This window comes from Mesorhizobium sophorae (assembly GCF_002270415.1).
Lineage (GTDB): Bacteria > Pseudomonadota > Alphaproteobacteria > Rhizobiales > Rhizobiaceae > Mesorhizobium > Mesorhizobium sophorae.
Genome location: NZ_NNRI01000012.1, coordinates 125,016 through 146,525, shown reverse-complemented (window position 1 = coordinate 146,525; position 21,510 = coordinate 125,016). Strand labels below are relative to the sequence as shown.

General features: G+C 63.4%; 18 protein-coding genes. 12 read left to right on the top strand and 6 right to left on the bottom strand.

Going from position 1 to position 21,510, the window contains the following annotated elements; translation table 11 throughout:
* Positions 1-7 precede the first annotated feature (7 nt).
* Positions 8-1,231, bottom strand: coding sequence for a TadE/TadG family type IV pilus assembly protein (locus tag CGZ66_RS17940; RefSeq protein ID WP_095086022.1), 1,224 nt, complete (start codon positions 1,229-1,231; stop codon positions 8-10).
* Between the two features lie 295 nt (positions 1,232-1,526).
* Here CGZ66_RS17940 and CGZ66_RS17935 point away from each other — a divergent pair, with 295 nt between their 5' ends.
* Positions 1,527-2,351, top strand: coding sequence for a DUF2189 domain-containing protein (locus CGZ66_RS17935; RefSeq protein ID WP_095086020.1), 825 nt, complete (start codon positions 1,527-1,529; stop codon positions 2,349-2,351).
* Positions 2,352-2,442: 91 nt separating this feature from the next.
* Positions 2,443-2,601 carry a hypothetical protein gene (locus CGZ66_RS39920; RefSeq protein ID WP_167392154.1) on the top strand — a complete coding sequence of 53 codons (159 nt, stop codon included), beginning with the start codon at positions 2,443-2,445 and terminating at the stop codon, positions 2,599-2,601.
* A 30-nt stretch (positions 2,602-2,631) separates the two neighbouring features.
* Here the strand turns inward: CGZ66_RS39920 and CGZ66_RS17930 are convergent, their stop codons facing one another.
* Positions 2,632-3,264 carry a LysE family translocator gene (locus CGZ66_RS17930; RefSeq protein WP_095086701.1) on the bottom strand — a complete coding sequence of 211 codons (633 nt, stop codon included), beginning with the start codon at positions 3,262-3,264 and terminating at the stop codon, positions 2,632-2,634.
* A 121-nt stretch (positions 3,265-3,385) separates the two neighbouring features.
* Positions 3,386-5,371: a TadE/TadG family type IV pilus assembly protein gene (locus CGZ66_RS17925; protein ID WP_167392153.1), complete on the bottom strand. Its 1,986-nt coding sequence runs from the start codon at positions 5,369-5,371 to the stop codon at positions 3,386-3,388.
* 234 nt (positions 5,372-5,605) lie between these two features.
* Between CGZ66_RS17925 and CGZ66_RS17920 the strand changes: the two genes are divergently transcribed.
* Both CGZ66_RS17920 and CGZ66_RS17915 read left to right on the top strand, forming a co-directional pair.
* Complete coding sequence (locus tag CGZ66_RS17920) at positions 5,606-6,466, top strand: TIGR01459 family HAD-type hydrolase (protein WP_167392152.1); 861 nt, start codon at positions 5,606-5,608, stop codon at positions 6,464-6,466.
* Between the two features lie 6 nt (positions 6,467-6,472).
* A complete protein-coding gene (locus CGZ66_RS17915) occupies positions 6,473-7,453 on the top strand; it encodes a bifunctional riboflavin kinase/FAD synthetase (protein WP_095086014.1) in 981 nt (326 codons plus the stop codon).
* A gap of 55 nt (positions 7,454-7,508) precedes the next feature.
* Here CGZ66_RS17915 and CGZ66_RS17910 read toward each other — a convergent pair whose 3' ends face one another.
* On the bottom strand, positions 7,509-8,063 hold the full coding sequence (locus CGZ66_RS17910) for an HdeD family acid-resistance protein (protein ID WP_095086696.1): 555 nt from the start codon (positions 8,061-8,063) through the stop codon (positions 7,509-7,511).
* A gap of 197 nt (positions 8,064-8,260) precedes the next feature.
* Between CGZ66_RS17910 and CGZ66_RS17905 the strand changes: the two genes are divergently transcribed.
* The 3 genes from CGZ66_RS17905 (at position 8,261) to CGZ66_RS17895 (ending at position 13,228) form a co-directional block, all read left to right on the top strand.
* Positions 8,261-9,067, top strand: a complete 807-nt coding sequence (locus CGZ66_RS17905) for a MipA/OmpV family protein (protein ID WP_095086011.1) — start codon at positions 8,261-8,263, stop codon at positions 9,065-9,067.
* A 292-nt stretch (positions 9,068-9,359) separates the two neighbouring features.
* The gene (ileS, locus tag CGZ66_RS17900; protein ID WP_095085998.1) at positions 9,360-12,332 is read left to right on the top strand and encodes an isoleucine--tRNA ligase; all 2,973 of its coding nucleotides are present in this window, start codon (positions 9,360-9,362) and stop codon (positions 12,330-12,332) included.
* Positions 12,333-12,547: 215 nt separating this feature from the next.
* A complete protein-coding gene (locus tag CGZ66_RS17895) occupies positions 12,548-13,228 on the top strand; it encodes a hypothetical protein (RefSeq protein WP_095085996.1) in 681 nt (226 codons plus the stop codon).
* Positions 13,229-13,277: 49 nt separating this feature from the next.
* Here CGZ66_RS17895 and CGZ66_RS17890 read toward each other — a convergent pair whose 3' ends face one another.
* Positions 13,278-13,727 carry a nucleoside deaminase gene (locus CGZ66_RS17890; RefSeq protein WP_095085992.1) on the bottom strand — a complete coding sequence of 150 codons (450 nt, stop codon included), beginning with the start codon at positions 13,725-13,727 and terminating at the stop codon, positions 13,278-13,280.
* 282 nt (positions 13,728-14,009) lie between these two features.
* Between CGZ66_RS17890 and CGZ66_RS17885 the strand changes: the two genes are divergently transcribed.
* From CGZ66_RS17885 to CGZ66_RS17865, 5 genes are all read left to right on the top strand, one after another.
* Positions 14,010-16,112, top strand: a complete 2,103-nt coding sequence (locus CGZ66_RS17885; RefSeq protein WP_095085989.1) for a pseudouridine synthase — start codon at positions 14,010-14,012, stop codon at positions 16,110-16,112.
* A 30-nt stretch (positions 16,113-16,142) separates the two neighbouring features.
* Positions 16,143-16,697, top strand: coding sequence for a 16S rRNA (guanine(966)-N(2))-methyltransferase RsmD (rsmD, locus tag CGZ66_RS17880; protein ID WP_095085986.1), 555 nt, complete (start codon positions 16,143-16,145; stop codon positions 16,695-16,697).
* A gap of 118 nt (positions 16,698-16,815) precedes the next feature.
* Entirely contained in the window at positions 16,816-18,204 is a 1,389-nt protein-coding gene (locus CGZ66_RS17875) for a M16 family metallopeptidase (protein WP_095086693.1), read from the top strand.
* 298 nt (positions 18,205-18,502) lie between these two features.
* On the top strand, positions 18,503-19,753 hold the full coding sequence (locus CGZ66_RS17870; RefSeq protein ID WP_245331136.1) for a M16 family metallopeptidase: 1,251 nt from the start codon (positions 18,503-18,505) through the stop codon (positions 19,751-19,753).
* A 5-nt stretch (positions 19,754-19,758) separates the two neighbouring features.
* Complete coding sequence (locus CGZ66_RS17865) at positions 19,759-20,631, top strand: patatin-like phospholipase family protein (protein ID WP_095085981.1); 873 nt, start codon at positions 19,759-19,761, stop codon at positions 20,629-20,631.
* 124 nt (positions 20,632-20,755) lie between these two features.
* Here CGZ66_RS17865 and CGZ66_RS17860 read toward each other — a convergent pair whose 3' ends face one another.
* Positions 20,756-21,295, bottom strand: a complete 540-nt coding sequence (locus CGZ66_RS17860; protein WP_095085978.1) for a dihydrofolate reductase family protein — start codon at positions 21,293-21,295, stop codon at positions 20,756-20,758.
* Positions 21,296-21,510: the final 215 nt, after the last annotated feature.

Genomic DNA, 21,510 nt, shown 5'->3' with positions numbered 1-21,510 from the left:
TGCCCGCTCATTTCACCAGGGTGATGAGGCGGCTTGCATACATCTCGCGATTTCCAAACACGGCTGTGCAGTCGGTCTTGATGGATGAGTTGCCGGTCATCAGTACGGTCAGGCCAACAAGCCTCAGGCAGTCGCCTTGACCGCTCATATCTGAGTTGCCAGCAAAGGAAATGGGCGCGTCAGGCGCATAGACGAACCCGCTGATCACGGAATTTGCACCGCCGTTCAGCGTCAAGGCCGAAGTGTTGCCGTGGCTCTCGAAAATGGTAATGCCAGCGTAGGGACCGCTGGTGGGAGGGGACAGGTTCACCATTTCATTTGCATTTATGTAGATCTGTGCGTCCTCCATGAGGAATATGGTCACGCCTTGGCCGTTCAGGCTGCCGTTGCCGCCCGGCTTTATGGTGGTGCCGCGCAGGATGTAGACGCCCGGATTGAGCGTGATGTTTCCCGACAAGGTCTTGTCGCAATACGTGCCTGGCGACAGCGTGTAAGTCTTGCCGTTCGGCACGGGCAGGCACAATGTGTAGGGAGGTGGGACGATGTCCGCCAGTGGGTCGAAAGACGCATATTGATGTTCGAGCGGCGCACCGCAGGTAAGATTGGCGTTGGGAGGCGAAAGCCCGGAAGTGCCGCCGGCGGTCGAGACGCAGCCTGCCGACACCTGCGCCGAACCGCCTCTGCTGACAGCATCGGACGCATCCGAGTTTGCCGCGATCACGCAACTGCTCATAGAGACATCGGTCGAGCCCTGCAGGCTCACGGCGGCCGACGCATGTGAATCGAGCGCCAGCACACAGGCCTGCGCGCCGGGGTGCATCTTGACCGTGGCCGAGCGGTGGGCTGGCCAGGGGGCCGCGCCATTGATGAAGCTCGGACGGCTGATGCTGGACGAAACCGAGATGTAATAGGCACTCGGGTCGCCGCTGGCGCTTGCCGAAAAGGCGGAGACGCTGCCCGTATACTCCTGCTGGTCGGCGACGCTCATATTGGCCGTAAAGAATGCCAGCCCAAGCTCCTGCACATCACTCGCGGTCATGCTGGGTAGGTACTTTGTCCCGACGGCAAGCCCAGCCGCGTCCAGCGAATTCTGTAATTGCGCGGCGTCGTCGCTGGTGCCAGTCAGATCGATAGTACCGGCCACGACAAGCATTATCGGCAACATTGCTATGGCGGTCGCCATGGCAAAGTTGCCGCGCTCCGAAGACCAGAAGCTCTTCAATACGAACATCGCCCCTCGCCAAAACCTGTAAAGCCCAAGTGATACGCCAGGGGGTCTCTACGCGCTATTTCAGTAATTACTAAAATTTGTAATGCTTAAATGCAGCAAGATGGCCGACCAAAACGAAAGCCTGCCAACGCACGGCCATATGAGAGGTGACAGCGAGAGATGAGCACGAGGAGCAGCTTCAAGCTATTGACGCGGCGACAACCCCTGGCAAATCGGCTATGGTGCTACATCTACTAGTGGCAGCTGCGGGCGGCCATCCGGGCGGTGACCGTCCCCGACACACGGGAGGAAGGTTATGGCCGGCTTTCATGTCATGGCGGACGCACACGGGGCGCACGTACAGCCCACGGTGCGCAGCATCACCACGGCGGATCTCAGGGATGCGCTGCGCCTCGGCGCCGAGGACTTCTGGGCAAAACCATCGCACTACGTGTTCCTGTGCCTGATCTACCCCGTTGTCGGCCTGATTCTGACGCGATGGACGTCCGGCGCCAATGCCATCCAGCTCATCTATCCCCTGATGTCGGGCTTCGCGCTGGTCGGCCCGTTTGCCGCCATCGGTCTTTACGAGATCAGCCGTCGCCGCGAACTCGGCATGAACACCTCCTGGCGGCATGCCCTCGATGTGCGTCGCTCGCCAGCAATACCGTCGATCGCGGCGATCGGTATCATGCTGGTGGCGCTGTTCCTGTTGTGGCTCTACACCGCGCAGTCGATCTACACCGGCCTGTTCGGCGACCAGCCGCCGGCATCGATCGGTGACTTTGTCCGCGAGGTGCTGACGACCGGCAAGGGCTGGACTCTGATTCTCGCCGGCAACGCAGCCGGTTTTGTCTTCGCCGTTGTCGTGCTCGCCACCACTGTGGTTGCCTTCCCGCTGTTGCTCGACCGAGATGTCGGCGCTGTTTCGGCCATCGAGACCTCGGCGCGAGCGGTGATGGCAAACCCGCTGCAAATGGCGCTGTGGGGGTTGATGGTCGCCGTGCTGCTGGTGATCGGCTCGATCCCGCTGTTTGCCGGGCTCGCCGTGGTCATGCCGGTGCTCGGCCACGCCACCTGGCATCTCTACCGCAAGGTGGTCGAGCCGGAACGGGCGCAGCAAATCCGACGGCCGATGTGACGACGCCGGAACGCCAAACAAAGAGCGCCTGACAAAGCCTGATATGTTTGGCTTGTCGGCGCCCGCTGTGGCCAGGTGACGAGACTGACCCATGGCGTGGAAACTGTCGCGAGTGCTCAAGAAGATCGTCTGGCTGATCTGCTTTGGCATTGCTGGCAATATCAATATTGCGCTGGCAAACGCCGACCAGCCCGGTGCAACTCGAAAGCGCGTTTCTCGGGCTTTTCTGAAGGAAGTCTTCGGTTGCTGACGGCGGCGATCGCCGCTTGTACTTCCACTCTCAGCGCTGTGCGTCTGTCGCCATCTTCAGCGCGAGTGCCATCAGCACGGTGCCCATCATCCAGCGCTGGATGACCAGCCATAGCGGCCGGCCGGCGAGGAAGGTGGCTATCGAGCCCGCTGTCACCGCGATGATGGCATTGACGCTGAGGCTGATCGATATCTGCGTCGCACCGAGCACCAGCAGCTGCGACAGGACATGGCCTTTGTCCAGGCTGATGAACTGCGGCAGCAGCGACAGATAGAGCACGGCCACCTTCGGATTGAGCAGATTGGTCATCAGGCCCATGGCGAACAGCTTGCGCGGCCGGTCCCGCGGCAGCTCGCGCACCTGGAACGGCGAGCGTCCGCCCGGCTTCACCGCTTGCCAGGCCAGCCACAGGAGATAGAGCACGCCGGCAAAGCGCAGCGCGTCATAGGCATAGGGCACGGCAAGCAATAGCGCGGTGATGCCGAATGCCGCCGCCAGCACATAGAAGACAAAGCCGAGCGCGACGCCGCCAAGTGAGATCAGCCCCGCCTTTGGCCCTTGCGACAGGGAACGCGAGATCAGGTAGATCATGTTGGGGCCCGGCGTCAGCACCATGCCGAGGCAGACCAGCGCAAAGGCGAGATGGTTGGCGGTTTCAGGCATCTGTTGGTTCCACTGCGCACGCCGGTGCGGCAGCGAGCGGACAATATCTGCCCGCAGCGGCAAGTGTCCGCAAGGGCATGGCGCCGCCAGCCGTTGCGCCAGATGGCTGCCAGTGCCCGGATCAGCTGACGACGCGCAGGTTCGACAATTCGTTGCCGATTTCCTTGAAATCGTTCGACAAGGTGGCGCCGGTGGCGTTCCAGAACAGCTTGGCCGGCTTGCTCGGATCCGTCGGGTCCTTGCGGAAGCGCGAGTTCGACGAGCAGGATTTCAGCGCCGCGATCGCCGCCTGGTCGCTGGTTTTGGTCGTGGACAAGTCGAGCGCCACCGTCATCACCATGATGTTGGCTGCCTTGGCGTTGTTGCAAAGCGTCGCCATCTGCTCGTTGAGCGCGCTCGTGTAATTGCCGTTCGAATAGTCGAACTGGCCAATGGCGCTCGATGTCCCCAGAAACATGCGGCCGACCGAGGTACCGTTGTAGCCGGGGTTGAGATAGCCGTAGGACGCGTAGGTCGACTTCGAATCGGCGGGATCGGAATAGCCGAGCGACGCAGGCGTGTAGTAGGTGTTGGCGCCGTCGGTCAGCACGATCACGACCTTGTCGTTGCCTCTTTCTGTTGCCGGGCGTCCTTGCGTGAACGGCTCGCCGCTCGAGACCACCCGCCAGCCCCAGGCCATGCCCTCAGGAACGCTGGTGCCGCCATTCGGCTGCATCAGGTCGATCGCGGCCTTGATCGAGGTGAGTCCGTCGGTGACGCTGACATCGGTCAGCGGTGTGATCGGGTTGGTGGTGCAGCTGTAGTTCGGGCCGTTTCCGGCCGGCAGCGCCGGCGCATCGATCGGCCGCGGCTGGAAATATTTGGCCATGTTGCGCAGCCGGGATTGGCCGGTGCTGCTCGTCGGGTCGTCATTCCACCAGCTGTTCACGGCCCCATAGGTCGTCGGCATGGCCTCATCGGGATCCTGGGTGAGCTTCCAATGATTGCCTGGTTCGTCCGGGGCGAACATCGGCACGAACATCGTCGCCGGATCGCCGACCCCTATGCCGGTGTTCGACGAGCCGCCGGACGGCGGCGCGTCGTTGACATTGTAGGGGTAGGGCCGGGCTTCGACGCAGCCTTGCCAACTGGCGAACGGGCCATAGGAATCGATGTAGTCATACTCGTCGTGGCTTCGTTTGCAGGTGTTGTTCGAGTTGTACTCGTCGCACACCACGCGTTTGCTGTTGGTGACGCGCTCGTGGTTGGTGACGACCTTCATGTCGCGGTAGAGCGAAAACCGGGTCAGCATCTGGCCTTCATCGGCACCCCATCCGGAGCCGCGCTTGTACCATATGCCGCTGGTCTGCTGGGCGTATTTGTTGGCCGTGTTCAGCGTCGACCAGTCGAAGTTCTCGTTCGATACCGGCGACAGGCCTTCGGTGTCCATCCACGATGCGTTGCCGTTGCTGGCACCGACATTGACCGAGGCAGCAAAGGGCACGAGGCCGAATTGCACCGGCCTGTCCACCTGCTTGATCATTGCCGCTTGCAGGGCCAGCGTGTCGACCAGCTGCTTGGCAGCAGTTTTGAGAAGATCGATGCGCCTTTGCCCCGAGCCGGTTCCGGTCGTGGTCATCGATCCGGAATTGTCGAGCACCAGGGCAACTTCCAGCGTGTTCTTCAGACGCACTTCCGAGGAGACGTTGAAGCTGATTTTCTGGTTCGCGTCGGTTTGGGATTTGCCGATGAGCTGGCCGAAGGCAGGAAAGAAATAGGGCTGGTAGTCAAGACGCGCGCTCATCTTGAGCAAGCCGCCGCCGCTGGTGTTGCTCGGCAAGGTGACGTTGAGCGTCGCGTTGGCGGGATCGACGCTGTTGAGGTTGGCGTTGAAGAAGTCGAGCGCATAGGCTCTCAACTGGTCGTCGGTCGCACCTTCCGTCAGCCGTCGCGCCGTGGCGAAGTTGGCGGCATCGAGCGCATTCAACACCGTCTGCTTTTCACGGTTCATCTCGGTGTAGTCGACCGCCATCGCCAGGCCGCCCATCAGCGGGACCAGCGCAACGACCGTCATAAGAGCATAGTTGCCGCGTTTGTCGCGGCAGAACCGACGCCAGAGTTCATGCATGTCTTGCTGCGGCCCCCGCCGGCGGATTCTTGATCAGGCGCCAACTTTCCACAAAACGCTGAAGGACGGGTTTGGGAAACCGCTCGATTGCTTGGTCCGCGCTTCACCAACCGCTAACCAATCCGGCATCCGGGCGAAAGCTGGTGACAGGCCGGGGCGGTTCGGTTAATCGGAACCGGCTGCGGCGAACCGTCGGCCGCGGCGCTCGCAATGATCATGACTGAAGGAAACGGCATGGCGGATTCGCCTGAAATCATCGGCTCGCTCGAAGACGTGTCGAAGCCCTATTCGGCAATCCTGTGCGATGTCTGGGGCGTGGTGCACAATGGCGAGACGCACTTTCCTGTCGCAGCTTCGGCGCTGGCGAGGGCTCGCGAGGCAGAAATCCCCATCGTCCTGATCACGAATTCGCCGCGCAGAAGTGCCGATGTCGTGGCGCAGATGAACGCGATCGGCGTCCCGCCGTCAGCCTACGACCGTGTCGTCACGTCAGGCGACGTCACCCGCGACCTGATCGCCGAAGGCCCCCGAAAGATCTTTCATATTGGCGCCGACCGCGATTTCACCCTCTATGACGGTCTCGACGTTGAGCTTGTCGAGGAATTCGAGGCGTCCGGCGTCGTCTGCACCGGCCTGTTCGATGACGAGGTCGAGAAGCCCGAGGACTATACGGAGCTTCTGCGGCGGCTGCGCGCCAGGAACCTGCCCTTCATCTGTGCAAATCCCGATATCGTGGTCGAGCGCGGCGAACGCATCATCTGGTGTGCCGGTGCGCTGGCACGCGACTATGCCCAGCTCGGCGGCCGCACCTTGATCGCCGGAAAACCTTACGCGCCGATCTATAACGTCGCGATGAAGGAGGTTGCCGAGATTCTTGGCCGGCCGATCGAGCGTTCGCAGGTGCTGGCCATCGGCGACGGCATGATGACCGACGTGAAGGGCGCGGTCGACAATGGTTTCGACGTTCTCTATGTGTCCGGCGGCATCCATGCGCGCGACTATGGCGATGCATTGCAACCCGATCCAGCAAGGCTGGCGACCTTCCTGGAAAAGCATGGGTATCGTCCGGTGGCTGTCATTCCCAGACTGCGGTAGGTGACGATGGCGGCCTTCCAGCACATTTTGTCAACCGCGCCGCTGCCCGCCGATTTGCGTGGCGGCGTGGTGGCGATCGGCAATTTCGACGGTGTCCACCGCGGCCATCAGACGGTGCTCGAGCGAGCCCTGGCCGAGGCCGGGCGGCGCCAGGTGCCGGCCCTGGTGCTGACTTTCGAGCCGCATCCGCGCAAGGTCTTCAAGCCTGACATGCCGTTGTTCGTACTGACGCCGCCGCCGATGAAGGCGAGGCTCCTGTCGTTGCTGGGTTTTGCCGCGCTTGTCGAGCAGCCGTTCACGCGCGACTTCGCCTCGCTGTCGGCGGAAGCATTCGTGACCGACGTGCTGGAAAGGAACCTTGGCATTACCCACGTCGTGACCGGGTTCGATTTCCATTTCGGCAAGGACCGTCAAGGCGGCCCGGCCTACCTGATGGCGGCCGGCGAGCGTCATGGCTTCGGCGTCACGCTCGTCGACGCCTTTCGTGACGAGGGCCACGAGGTGGTGTCGTCGAGCCGCATCCGCGGCTTGCTGAGCGAGGGCGCGGTGGCCGAGGCGGCCGGACTGCTCGGCTATCGCTTCACCGTCGAAAGCGAGGTTGTGGGCGGCCAGCAGCTCGGCCGCACGCTTGGCTTTCCAACCGCGAATATGAGGCTTTCCACGGAAGCCGCGCTCAAAGAGGGCATCTACGCCGTCCGCTTTCGTCGCGCCGATGGCACGCTTCACGACGGTGTCGCCAGCTTCGGCCGCCGCCCGACCGTCGACGACAACGGCGCGCCGCTGCTGGAAACCTTCGTCTTTGATTTCTCAGGCGACCTCTACGGCGAGGTCTGCCAGGTTTCCTTCTTCGGTTTCCTTCGCCCGGAGTTGAAGTTCGAAGGGCTCGACGCGCTGGTCGCGCAGATGAAGCGCGATGAAGCCGAGGCGCGCGCGCTGCTTGCCGGCGTCAGGCCGCTCTCCGTGCTCGACGCGGCCATGGCCTTCTAGGCATGGTCCCGAAAAGTGGGAACCGGTTTTCGGGCAAGATCATGCCCAGGCAAATTTACTTTTTCAGTGCCAGGCCGACGGCGATGAAGGTCCAGCCCTGGAAGATCAGGTCGATCGCCAGAAACAGCCCGAGCACCCACAGGCTGTTGACGGGCCAGCCCATGGCGATGATCAGGCCGGCAAGCGCGCTGATGATGCCGGCCGCGACGATCCAGCCCCAGCCGGATTCCGGCCTGTGGCTGTAGCCGACCCAGGCCCGGAGCACCCCGGAAGCGATCAGCGCGATCGCCAGCAGGAACGTCAATACCGCTGAAGCGAGCAGCGGATTGTCGAAGGCGAAAAATCCGGCGATGGCATAGAGCAGTCCGCTGAGCAGCCAGTAGAAGAACCGGCTCCAGGTCTTGACGCCGAAGGCATGCACGATCTCGATCACGCCGGCCATCAGCATCAGCCAACCCACGACATAGACCGAAGCCACGGTGGCGATGAACAGATTGCCGAAGGCAATGCCGCCGAAGATGAGCAGCAGCACGCCAAGCGCGACGAACCACCCCCATTTTGTCCGTGTCTGTTCCATCGCGGTTCTCAAGGCGTCGCCATGCAGGGTCATTGTCGCGGTCTCCATCTGGGGCTGCGGGATACTGCCAGGCGGAGGTTAATCCCGGCGCTTGCCAACGTCCAGTCGATGGCCGAAAGCTGCAGCGCCGCAATCAGTGATCGGACGTCTCGCATTTAAATCAAATTTTACCAAACGGCCTTCAAAAGCTGTCATCGGTAAACAGTGCGCGTTGTGTTAGTGGAGTGGCCATGAGTCCGTTCGGAAGAATCTCTGTGGTGTTGGCCGCTGCGCTGCTGGGTGGCGCGGGCGCCGCCAATGCAGGCGAGGGCAGCTGGCTGTCCGGCGACTGGTATCTGACCGTTGGCGCGACCGGCATGATCGCGCCGAACTTCGAGGGCGGCAAGAAATACCTGCTCAGCGCCTCGCCGATCATCTCGCTGGGCAAGGCCGGACCGGCGGCCCGCTTCACGTCGCGCAACGACAACATCTCGCTGGCCTTGATCGACGATGGCGGCGTTCGCGCCGGCCTGACCGGCAAGTTCCTGTTTTCCCGTGATGACGACAATGCCGATGAACTGAAGGGCCTCGATCCGGTGCGCTGGGGCGGCGAGGTCGGCGGCTTCTTCGAATTCTATCCGACCGACTGGCTGCGCGCACGCGCCGAGCTGCGCCACGGCATCCGCGCCCATAATGGCTTTGTCGCCGATATCGCCGCCGACGCTTTTTATGATGTCACCCCAACTGTCCGGATTTCTGGGGGACCGCGTGTGTCCTTTGCCTCAGAAAAATATTTCGATGCCTATTATGGCGTCGACGCACAGGAGGCCGTGGCCTCCGGGCTCAGCGAATATCATCCCGGCGGTGGCCTGAAGTCGACCGGCCTCGGTGGCGCGATAACCTGGAAGGTGACGGAGCCGATGACCGCCAGCCTGTTCGGCGAATATTCGCGCCTGATGGGACCGGCGGCCGATTCCAGCCTGGTCAGGGAACGCGGCGACCGCAATCAGTTCATGATCGGCGTGTCGACCAGCTACCGCTTCGATTTTACGATGTAACGGAATCGAGCGAGAGACACTTTATTCCTGCGCCTATCTCCGCTAAAAGCCCACCGATGACGAGCTTTTCGCGCCTTCACGCGCTGACCATACGAATTACCGGCCCGGTGTTCCGGGCGGCCTGAGGGGTCGCCGGAGCCGCCGGGAATTTTGCGCGCGGCCTCTCGCGCTTTTTCCAGATCATCAACGCATATCGCCCAAAAGTGGCTTCGGTTTTGGGAAAACGATATGCGTCAAAGCAACGACCTCACGCCCGAGCCCTTCGCGGCCGGGTAATGTAGATGGCAGACCAATGACCGACAAAACGTCCAATAATTCAACAATCGACTATTCCAAGACGCTCTATTTGCCGCAGACGGATTTCCCGATGCGCGCCGGCTTGCCCGAAAAGGAGCCGCTGCTGGTCCAGCGCTGGCAGGACATGGACCTCTACCGCAAGCTGCGTGAGAGCGCGGCCGGCCGGACCAAATACGTGCTGCATGACGGTCCGCCCTACGCCAACGGCAACATCCATATCGGTCACGCGCTGAACAAGATCCTCAAGGACGTCATCACCCGCTCGTTCCAGATGCGTGGCTATGACTCGAACTTCGTGCCGGGCTGGGACTGCCATGGCCTGCCGATCGAATGGAAGATCGAGGAGCAGTATCGCGCCAAGGGCAAGAACAAGGACGAGGTTCCGGTCAACGAGTTCCGCCAGGAGTGCCGCGAGTTCGCGGCGCACTGGATCACGGTGCAGGGCGGCGAGTTCCAGCGGCTCGGCGTTATCGGCGACTTCAAGAACCCCTATACGACGATGGCCTTCCATGCCGAGTCACGCATCGCCGGCGAGCTGCTGAAGTTCGCCATGTCGGGCCAACTCTATCGCGGCTCCAAGCCGGTGATGTGGAGTGTGGTCGAACGCACGGCACTTGCCGAGGCCGAGGTCGAGTACCAGGATTACGAGTCCGACACGATCTGGGTGAAGTTCCCAGTCGTCAGCCTGGTTCAGCCGGTCGATGACGGCGTGACCAAACTGACGGAAGGGGCGCTGGATCTGTTGCAGGCCCACGTCGTCATCTGGACGACGACGCCATGGACGATCCCGGGCAACCGCGCCGTTAACTACTCGCCTCGCATCAGCTATGGCCTCTACGAGGTAACAGCGGCCGAGAATGCGTTCGGCCCCCAGCCGGGCGAAAAGCTGATCTTCGCCGACGCGCTGGCCGACGAGTCCGCTGCCAAGGCCAAGGTCACCTTGAATCGGCTTCGCGGTGTTTCGCCGCAAGAGTTTGGAAGGCTTACGCTTTCCCATCCGTTCAAGGGTTTTGGCGGCGGCTATGAGTTTCCGGTGCCGATGCTCGCCGGCGACCATGTCACCGACGATGCCGGCACCGGCTTCGTCCACACCGCGCCCGGCCATGGCCGCGAGGACTTTGACGCCTGGATGGATGCCGCGGCGGATTTGCGCGCGCGCGGCATCGACAGCGCCATTCCGTTCACCGTCGACGATGGCGGCTTCTTCACCAAGGACGCGCCGGGATTTGGCCCGGACCGCGAGGGCGGAGCCGCGCGCGTCATCGACGACAATGGTAAGAAGGGCAACGCCAACCAGGCAGTCATCGATGAGCTGATCAAGCGCAACGCACTGTTCGCACGCGGCCGGCTGAAGCACTCCTATCCGCATTCCTGGCGGTCCAAGAAACCGATCATCTTCCGCAACACGCCGCAATGGTTTGTCTATATGGACAAGGACCTCGGCGATGGCTCGACGTTGCGCAGCCGCGCGCTGAAGGCGATCGACGACACCCGTTTCGTGCCCGCCGCCGGCCAGAACCGCATCCGCGCCATGATCGAGGAGCGCCCTGACTGGGTGCTGTCGCGCCAGCGCGCCTGGGGCGTGCCGATCGCCGTCTTCGCCGATGCCGACGGCAATGTGCTGAAGGACGAGGCTGTCAACCAGCGCATCATGGACGCCTTCGAGCTGGAAGGCGCCGACGCCTGGTTCGCCGCCGGTGCCAAGGAGCGTTTCCTTGGCAACCACGATGCATCCAAGTGGAAGCAGGTGATGGACATCCTCGACGTCTGGTTCGATTCAGGCTCGACGCATGCTTTCACGCTGGAGGATCGCCCGGATTTGAAATGGCCGGCCGATGTCTATCTCGAAGGCTCCGACCAGCATCGCGGCTGGTTCCACTCGTCGCTGCTGGAAAGCTGCGGCACCAGGGGCAGGGCGCCTTACGACACCGTCGTCACCCACGGCTTCACCATGGATGAAGACGGCCGCAAGATGTCGAAGTCGCTCGGCAACACCGTCGTGCCGCAGGACGTCATCAAGCAGTCGGGCGCCGACATCCTTCGCCTGTGGGTGGTGACGACCGACTATTGGGAAGACCAGCGTCTCGGCAAGAATGTGCTGCAGACCAACATCGACGCCTATCGCAAGCTGCGCAACACCATCCGCTGGATGCTGGGCACGCTTGCTCATGACGATGGCGAGGAGGTGCCGCTCGACAAGATGCCGGAGCTGGAACGGCTGATGCTGCATCGGCTGGCCGAGCTGGATGAGGTGGTGCGATCGGGCTACGACGCCTTCGAATTCAAGCGCATCACGCGCATGCTGCTTGATTTCATGGTGGTGGAACTGTCGGCCTTCTATTTCGACATCCGCAAGGACGCGCTGTACTGCGACGCGCCGTCGAGCGTTAAGCGCAAGGCCTCGGTGCAAGTGGTGCGTCATCTCTTCGATTGTCTGGTCAAATGGCTGGCGCCGATGCTGCCTTTCACCATGGAAGAAGCTTGGCTCGACCGTCATGCGGACGCCGTCTCGGTGCATCTCGACCAGTTTCCTCAAATCCCGGCGGACTGGAAGAACGAGGCGCTGGCGGAAAAGTGGCGCAAGGTGCGGCAGGTGCGACGCGTCGTCACCGGCGCGCTGGAGATCGCGCGCGCACAGAAGGTGATCGGTTCGTCGCTGGAAGCGGTGCCGGTCGTCACCATCGACGATGCAGCGCTCGAAGCGGCGATATCCGATGTCGACATGGCCGAGATGGCGATCACCAGCGATCTGGTCATCGCGCATGGCGACGTGCCGGCTGGCGCCTTCACGCTCGACGACGTCAGGGGTGTCGCCGTCGTGGTGGAGAAGGCCGAGGACCGCGACCTGGTGAAATGCGCGCGTTCGTGGCGCTATACCGCCGATGTCGGGCAGGACGCCGCGTTTCCCGACGTTTCGGCCAGGGATGCGGCGGTGTTGCACGAGTTGAAGGCGCTCGGCCGGCTTTGAGAGGCCGGCCGATCAGAACGCCCGATCGGTGCACAAATGCCACGCCGGGCGGGCGAAAACCGCCCGCGCGTTGCCCTTAACGACTGGTTGAGGTAAACACGCGAAACTCCGGAAGACAAATTGTCGCCGGATTTCCGTCGCAAGTGCTTGGACGATGGGGACCGGACACAGGGCCGGTGGCAATCGAGAGGCTGTCTAGAGTGGGACTTTTTGGCATGACCGAGAGATATAACGCGCGCCTGGCGCTGCTCGCGCCGCTTGTCGCATCGGGCCTCGCTCTGTCCGGCTGCATGAGCTCTCCGACCTATGGCACCGACAAGACCGCCGGCGAACAGCTGGCCGGCGATATTTCCGGCGCCTTTTCGTTCGCACCGAAGCAAAAGGAACGGATCGACTACAAGCCGCGTCCGACTCTGGTCAAGCCGACGCCAGGCCAGAAGGAAGCGCTGCCGGCGCCGCAGGACAGCATCGAGACGGCGAGCGCCGAATGGCCCGAATCGCCGGAGCAGCGCCGCGCCCGCCTGCGCGCCGACGCGACCGCCCATCAGAACGATCCCGCTTATCAGTCGGAGATCGTCGACGATGTGCAGACCGATCCAGCATCGATCAAGAAGGCAATGGCGGATTCAGGCTCGAGCCACCCGCCGGCGTGGAGCCCTGCGGATTCGGACAAGGGTCGTGCCGCCGAGATCCAGCGCCGCCTTGCCGAAAGCAAGCAGGGCGATCCGAACACCCGTAAATATTTGAGCGAGCCGCCGGTGCAATATCGCGTCGCCTCCGACGCCGCGCCGCAGAACGAACTCGGCGAAGACGAGTACAAGAAGGAACGCCGCCTGAAGAAAGAGGCGGAAGGCAAGAAGGGCAGCGGCTGGTTCGACTGGCTGCCGTCGCTGTAAAGACGGGCCACGCTTCGCTGCCGTTGCGTTGCCGGGCGCTGTGCCCGGGTCAGTCGCGCCGCTCCCGAAAAAATCCTTTGAGCAGCAGGGCCGCTTCGGTCTCGCCCATGCCCGGATAGATGTCGGGCGCGTGGTGGCAGGTCGTCGAGGCGAAGAAGCGCGCGCCATTGATCACCGCGCCGCCCTTGTCGTCGGCGGCGCCGAAATAGAGCCGGCGCAGCCGGGCGAAGGAAATGGCGCCGGCGCACATGGCACAAGGCTCCAGCGTCACATAGAGATCATGGCCGGTGAGCCGCTCGCTTGAGAGTTTGCGGCACGCCTCACGGATGACCAGCATCTCGGCGTGCGCCGTCGGGTCGGCAAGCTCGCGGGTGCGGTTGCCGGCGCTGGCAATCACTGTGCCGCCGCTGGCGATCACGGCGCCGACCGGCACTTCGCCGCGCAAGGCGGCGGCCTCAGCCTCTTTCAGCGCCAGCGCCATGAAATCCGGCCGCTTCACGCGATCTCCATTCCGATTATCTCCTCGCCACTCGCTGGAGCAAGTCCGCTTCCGAATGAACCGCACTTGCTCCAGGCTTTTGATTTTCGTTTGTCTTTTCGGAAAAAGCCGGTCTCCACTTTTCCCTGACAAACTCTGGTGATCCTGTTATTGAGCGCATAACCCCGAAAATCGGACTCGGTTTTCGGAAATGATCATGCGCCAAATCAAAAGTGCTACAGCGTTCGTTGCGCGCCCAAAAGGATGCGCCACGCTGTAGCAGCGCAAACGGACAAAGGCCACATGGACGACAACGACAAGAAATTCCGGCCCAAAAAGGGTCCGGTCAGGAGCGGCTCGAAAGCTGCGGGACCGCGCAGCCGCGATGGCGCCGCCGGCAAAGGTGGCAAGCCGTCCTTTGGCACCAAGAAACCTTACGCCCCGCGCGGCGATCGGCCGATGGCGGCCGAAGGCGAGCGGCCGAAGCGCGACTTCAAGGGCGGCGACAAGCCATTCAGCAAGGGGCCGCGTCCCGAAGGCAAGCCTTTTGAGAAGCGCGAGGGACCACGCAAGCCCTACGCACCGCGTGGCGACCGCCCGATGACGGCCGAGGGCGAGCGCAAGCCGTATGAAAAGCGCGAGGGACCACGCAAGCCTTACGCACCGCGTGGCGACCGCCCGATGGCGGCCGAAGGCGAGCGCAAGCCGTATGAAAAGCGCGAAGGACCGCGCAAGCTTTATGCGCCACGTGGCGACCGTCCGATGGCGGCCGAAGGCGAGCGCAGGCCGTATGAAAAGCGCGAAGGACCTAGCAAGCCTTATGCACCACGCGGCGATCGTCCTGCTGCGGCGGCGGAGGGCGGCGAAAGGCGCTTCGACCGTCCCAAGCGGGATTTCAGCCATCGCGTGTCGCGCGACGCCGGCGATCGTCCGAAGCGTGATTTCGCTGACCGCCCCAAGCGTGACTTCGGTGGCGACCGTCCCAAGCGCGACTTCAGTGATCGGCCGCAAGGGGCATCGGGTGCTGGCTTCAAACCGCGTCCGCGTTCGGCGGAAGTGACGGAAGAGGCAGGCGAGCGCATCGCCAAGCGGCTGGCGCGCGCCGGCCTTGCTTCGCGCCGCGATGCCGAGGAACTGATCGCCGCCGGCCGCGTCAAGGTCAATGGCCGGGCGCTGACCTCGCCGGCCTTCAACGTCATGCCCGACGACATCATCCACCTCGACGGCATGGAAATCCCGCCGATCGAGCGCACGCGCTTGTTTCTGTTCCACAAGCCTGCCGGTGTCGTCACCACCAACCGCGATCCCGAGGGCCGCAAGACCGTCTTCGACGTGCTGCCGGCCGAATTGCCGCGGCTGATGACCATCGGCCGCCTCGACATCAACACCGAAGGCCTGCTGCTGCTCACCAATGATGGCGGCCTGTCGCGCGTGCTCGAACTGCCGGCCACCGGCTGGCTGCGCCGCTACCGCGTGCGCGTCCACGGCAAGGTCGAGGAAAGCGCGCTCGCCGGCCTGCGTGAAGGGATTGCCGTCGACGGAGTCTTTTACGGCGCCATCGAAGCGACGCTCGACCGCGAGCAAGGCACCAATGCCTGGCTGACGATCGGCCTGCGCGAGGGCAAGAACCGCGAAGTCAGGAACATCCTCGGTTCGCTTGGCCTGGATGTGACGCGGCTGATCCGCATTTCCTACGGACCGTTCCAGCTCGATGACCTCGCCGAGGGCCATGTGCTGGAGATCAAGGGCCGGGTGCTGCGCGACCAGCTTGGCGAGCGTCTGGTCGAGGAATCCGGCGCCAATTTCGATGCCGAGATTTCAAAGCCGTTTTCCAACAAGCCGGTGCGGCGCACCGAGATCCGCGAGCCGGAGCCGGAGCGGCCGAAGTTCACCAGAGACGGCGAGCGCCGGCCGATCGGCGAGGGCGGGCTGATCAAGAACCGCAAGCGCCGCGAAGGCAGCCGCGACGAGGCACTGGGCAAGCTGTCGACAAGTCCCGACCGAGGCGCCGGGCCGGAAAAGAGCTATGGCGAGCGCGGTCCGCGACCCGAACGCAGCTTTGGCGACAAGCCCCGTGGCGGCTTTGGTGACAAGCCGCGCGGTGGTTTTGGTGGCAAGCCGGGCGGTGGCAAGAAATCCGAGCGCGAGCAGCGGCCTATCGAGCCGCCCGGCCAGCGCAAGGCCAATGTCTGGATGGCACCGGGCGCGCGGCCGATCGGCAAGGGCAGGGCTGAGGCCGACGCCGCCAAGGCGGCCGACGCAAAGGCGCGCAAGGCATCGTTCAAGCCGTCCTATGGCAAACCGGGCGGCGCCAAGCCGTTCGGCAAGCCGCGTGGCGAGCGTCCGGGCGGCGCCGGTGGCGGCGAACGGCCGCGCAGCGGCCCCAAGGGTCCCAGGACGAAATGAGGCCCGGATTGGAATGAGGCCCAGCGCAAGATGAGAATCGTCGGCGGTGAGTTTCGCGGGCGTCCCCTGGCGACGCCCCGCAGCAGCGCTATCCGCCCGACGACCGATCGCACCCGCGAGGCCGTCTTCAACGTGTTGGCGCATCGTTTTGCGGAGCAATTGGACGGGGCGCGCGTGCTCGACCTGTTCGCCGGCACCGGCGCGCTCGGCCTCGAAGCGCTGTCGCGCGGTGCCTCCTACGGCGTCTTCATCGAGGAATCGGCGGAAGGCCGTGGCCTGATCCGCGACAATGTCGAGGCCTTCGGCCTGACGGGCCGCACCAAGATCTTTCGCCGTGATGCCACCGGCCTTGGCGAAGCCGGCACGCTCGCTCCATTCGGCCTCGTCTTCGCCGATCCGCCCTACGGCAAGGGCCTCGGCGAGCGCGCCTTGCAGTCGGCCAGGGCCGGCGGCTGGCTTCGTCCCGGCGCGCTATGCGTGGTCGAGGAGGCGGCTGTGGCGCCCTTCGAGCCGGGTCCCGGCTTTTCCGTGCTGGATGAGCGCAACTACGGCGAGACGGTGATCCGGTTTATCGAGGTTGCGTGATGCGCCTTGCATCGATGCCGGCCTCTTTGCCGCCGCCTTTGCCGGCAACATGACCAACAATTCACTTTGCTGTCGCCAGCGCCTTGCCTATCGTCCTGCCTGGAAATCGGAGCCATTGATGACATCTAGGATTGAATGGCTGCGCGCAACACTGCTGGCGACATCGCTGGCTATCACCATGACCGGCCCAGTCCTGGCCGACAGCACCGTGTTGGCCAACGCGACACCGGACGCGTTCAAGGTGACGGATTTCCTGCTCGACAACGGCATGGAGGTGGTCGTCATCCCCGACCACCGTGCGCCGATCGTCACCCACATGGTGTGGTACAAGATCGGCAGCGCCGACGAGCCGCCCGGAAAATCCGGCATCGCCCATTTCTTCGAGCACCTGATGTTCAAGGCGACGACCCACCATGTGGCCGGCGAGTTCGACCACGCCATCTCCGACATCGGCGGCTCCAACAACGCCTTCACCTCCTACGACTACACTGCCTTCCACGAGACGGTGGCGCCGTCGGCGCTTGAGCTGATGATGAGTTTCGAGGCCGACCGCATGCGCAACCTCATCCTCACCGACGACGTCATCAAGACCGAACGCGACGTCATCCTGGAGGAGCGCCGCTCGCGCATCGACAACAATCCCGAGGCGGTGCTGGACGAGGAAGTCGACGCCACGCTGTGGCAGAACCAGCCTTACCGCATCCCGGTCATCGGCTGGATGCAGGAGATGGAGCAGCTGAACCGCACCGATGCCACCGCCTTCTATGACAAATATTACCGGCCCAACAACGCCGTGCTGATCGTGGCCGGCGATGTCGAACCGGACACGGTGAGGGCGCTGGCCGAGAAAACCTATGGCAAGGTGGCGCGCGGCCCCGATCTGCCCCCGCGCATCCGCCCGGTTGAACCCGAGCAGAACACCAAGCGCACGGTCACGCTCTCCGACGCCCGCGTCAGCGTGCCGAGTTTCTCTGCGCAGTGGGTGGTGCCGTCCTATCACTCGGGCAAGCCGGGCGAGGCCGAAGCTCTCGACCTGCTGGCCGAGATCCTCGGTGGCGGCACCCGCAGCCGGCTCTACCAGGCACTCGTCGTCCAGCAAGGCATCGCGTCCAACGCCGGCGCCTATTTCCAGGGCACCATGCTGGACGACACCAATTTCACCGTCTATGGCGCCCCGCGCGGCGATGCCAAGCTCGCCGATGTCGAAGCGGCTGTTGATGCCGAGGTGGCGCGCATCGCCAGGGACGGCGTCACGCCGTCGGAGCTGGAAAAGGCCAAGGACCGTTATGTGCGCTCGATGATCTTTGCCCGCGACAAGCAGGAGTCCATGGCCAACATATATGGCTCGACGCTGGCCACCGGCGGCAACGTGCAAGACGTCCAGCAATGGCCGGAGCGCATCCGCAAGGTGACAGCAGACGAGATCAAGGCCGTCGCCGCGCGCTATCTGGTGCTCGACCGGTCGACGACCGGCTATTTGCTGCCGCAAGTCAAGGCGGAGAACTGATTTGATGACGAACCAGCACCGCCACGCTTTCCCTTCTCCCCTTGTGGGGTCCGAAGGACGGGGCGAGACCCGTGGCTCGCCCCAGGGCGGTGTGCGAGCGCAGCTCGGTCGGATGAGGGGTGCTCCCGCTTGGCACCGTCCGTACTCCGTCCAACACCCCTCAACCGTCTCGGCGCTACGCGCCGATCCACCGTCTCCCGCAAGGGGAGAAGGAAAAGCCCGGCGCGCTGCCGCAGCGCTTGCAACCCTTTTCCTCTCCATCCTCTTCCTGATCCTGCCGGCACTCACCGCTCGCGCCATGGACATCCAGTCCGTCACCTCGCCAAAGGGCATCACCGCCTGGCTGGTCGAGGATTATTCGGTGCCGGTCGTCGCCATCCGCTTCGTCTTCGGCGGCGGCTCGACGCAGGATCCGGTTGGCAAAGAGGGCCTGGCCAATCTGATGACCGGCCTGTTCGACGAAGGCGCCGGCACGCTCGACTCAGAAGCCTTCCAGATCAAGCTCGACGACGCCGGCGCCGAGATGAGCTTCGACGAAAGCCGCGACGGCATCTACGGCTCGATGCGCATGCTGGCCGAGCAGCGCGACGAGGCGTTCGACCTGTTGCGGCTGGCGGTCAACCAGCCGCGCTTCGACCAGCTGCCGATCGACCGTATCCGCGCCCAGATCCTGTCCGGCATCATCGCCGGCGAGAACGATCCCGATACGGTCGCGCAGGACAAATGGGCGCGCGCACTCTATGGCGATCATCCCTATTCCCGCTCCGACCAAGGCACCAGGCAGAGCATCGCCACCATCACGCCGGATGATTTGAAGGCCTTGCACAAGGCGGTGTTCGCGCGCGGCGGCCTGCATGTCGCCGTGGTCGGCGCCATCGACCCCGAGACGCTGAAGAAGAAGCTCGACATGGTGTTCGGCGACCTGCCGCAGAACCAGGCGCTGAGGCTGGTGGCCGATATCGACCCGAAGCTGGCGCAGCATGTCGAGGTCGACTACGACCTGCCACAGACCTCGCTGCAGCTCGCCTATCCCGGCGTGAAGCGCAAGGCGCCGGATTTCTTTGCCGCCGTGCTGATGAACGAGATCCTCGGCGGTGGCACCTTCACCTCGCGCCTGTTCCAGGAGGTGCGCGAAAAGCGCGGGCTGGCCTACAGCGTCAACTCCTCGCTGATCAACCAGGATCACGCCGACGCACTGGTCGTCAGCACCGGGACCCGGTCGGACCGGGCGGCCGAGACGCTGGGCATCGTCCGCGACGTGGTCAAGCAACTGGCCGAGGAAGGCCCGACCGAGGCTGAGCTGGCGGCGACCAAGAAATACATGATCGGCGCTTACGCCATCAACAATCTGGACTCTTCGAGTTCCATTGCCTCGACGCTGGTCGAACTGCAGCTCGACGATCTCGGGATCGACTACATGCAGCGCCGCGCTGGCTATATCAACGCGGTGACGCTTGATCAGGTCAAGGCGGCGGCGAAAAAGCTGCTGTCGACTGAGCCGACCATCATGGTCATCGGACCGAAACTGGCCGGGGCCGACAAGGGATGAGCCCAATGACGAGCCCGACCTTCGGCATCGCCTTTGGCGGCGGCGGCGCGCGCGGGCTGGCGCATATCCACGTCATCGAGGCGCTGGACGAACTGGGCATCAGGCCGGTGGCCATTGCCGGCTCGTCGATCGGCGCTATCATGGGAGCCGGCATGGCCGCCGGCATGACCGGCAAGGACATCCACGACTACGCCCGCTCGATCCTCGGCCGCCGCGCCGAAGTGGCGAGCCGCATGTGGCGGGCGCGGCCGGGCACCATCGCCGAAGCCATGCAGAATGGCATCCGCGTCAGCCAGTTCAACGTCGAGCGCATCCTGAAGGCCTTTTTGCCCGAGGCTATCCCCGAGACCTTCGCCGAGCTCAAGATCCCGCTCAAGGTGACCGCGACCGACTATTTCGGCCACAAGCTCGCCGTGTTCGACGATGGCGACCTGCACTCGGCACTGGCCGCCTCGGCGGCCATACCCGCCGTGTTCCGCCCGGTGACGCGCGACGGAAGGCTGCTGATCGACGGCGGCATCTACAACCCCGTGCCGTTCGACCTGATCGAGAACGATGCCGACATTATCATCGGCGTCGACGTGGTCGGCGCGCCGGAAGAAGCCGACCGCAAGCACCCGACCTCCGTCGACCTGATGTTCGGCGCCACGCAATTGATGATGCAGTCGATCATCGCCAACAAGCTGAAGCAGTGCAGCCCCGACATCCTGGTCCGCCCGGCAGTATCAAAGTACCGCGTGCTTGATTTCCTAAAGATCGACGCTCTGATGAACGAGACGGCTGATATCAAGGATCAGCTGAAGCGAGAGGTCGAGCGGGTGGTGGAGGCTAGGAATGGCGCTGCCGTCAAGGGGAGGCGGAGGAAGAAGGCTGGGTGAAGGCGCGCGACGTCGGCAATTGATCGTCTAATCCATGTCGCCCAAAAGTGGTCCGGTTTTGGGACAACGACATGCATGAAAACAAGGACTTAAAGTCGGGCGCTGTTGTCATCCACGAAGCCAACTACGACTTCGCCACCGGCACATATTCCAGCGCCACCACACCGTTGCTGAACGGCGTCGCCGAAATCAGCTTGAGCGCCACTGGCTCGCCGACGGGGAACAGCGGCTTGCCCTGACCGACGGCGCCGGGGTAGCTGAGCAGCCTGACGCGGTCGACCAGGCCGTGGCGCAGCAATTCCTGCGCGACGCTGAGGCTGCCATGCACATAGATGTTGCCGCCGCCGCCCTGCTTCAGCGCCCTGACCGCTTCCGACAGAGGCCCCTTCAGTAATTCGGCCGGCTTCCAGTCGAGCGCCTTCAGGCTGGTCGACGCGACATATTTCGGCAACGCGTTGAACCGGTCGGCGAAATCTCCGGTTTCCTTGGGCCACGAACCGGCAAAGATCTCATAGGTCGTGCGCCCCAAAAGCATGGCGCCGCTGTCGGCAAGCTCATCCTCCTTGAACCTGTTCATCTCGTCGTTCCAGGTCACGCTGGGCAGCTTCTCGACCTCGGCAATGCCATCGACGCTGATGAATTCGGTGACGATAAGTTTTCGCATGGCGCTCTCCTTCTTCCATCAGAGGACGAACCATGCGGGCCTTCTGCGACACGCTGCGTGAAAAATATCGCGGTGCTTAGTCGAAGGGCAGCTTTCAGCGCGAGCTTACGAAAGACCGATTCCACGGGAGAAGTTCGATCGGCCTGGACTAAACCCCCAAGATCGGATTTTGGTGGTACATCGCAAGCAGTTATTCCCAAGAACGCATTGCAGGA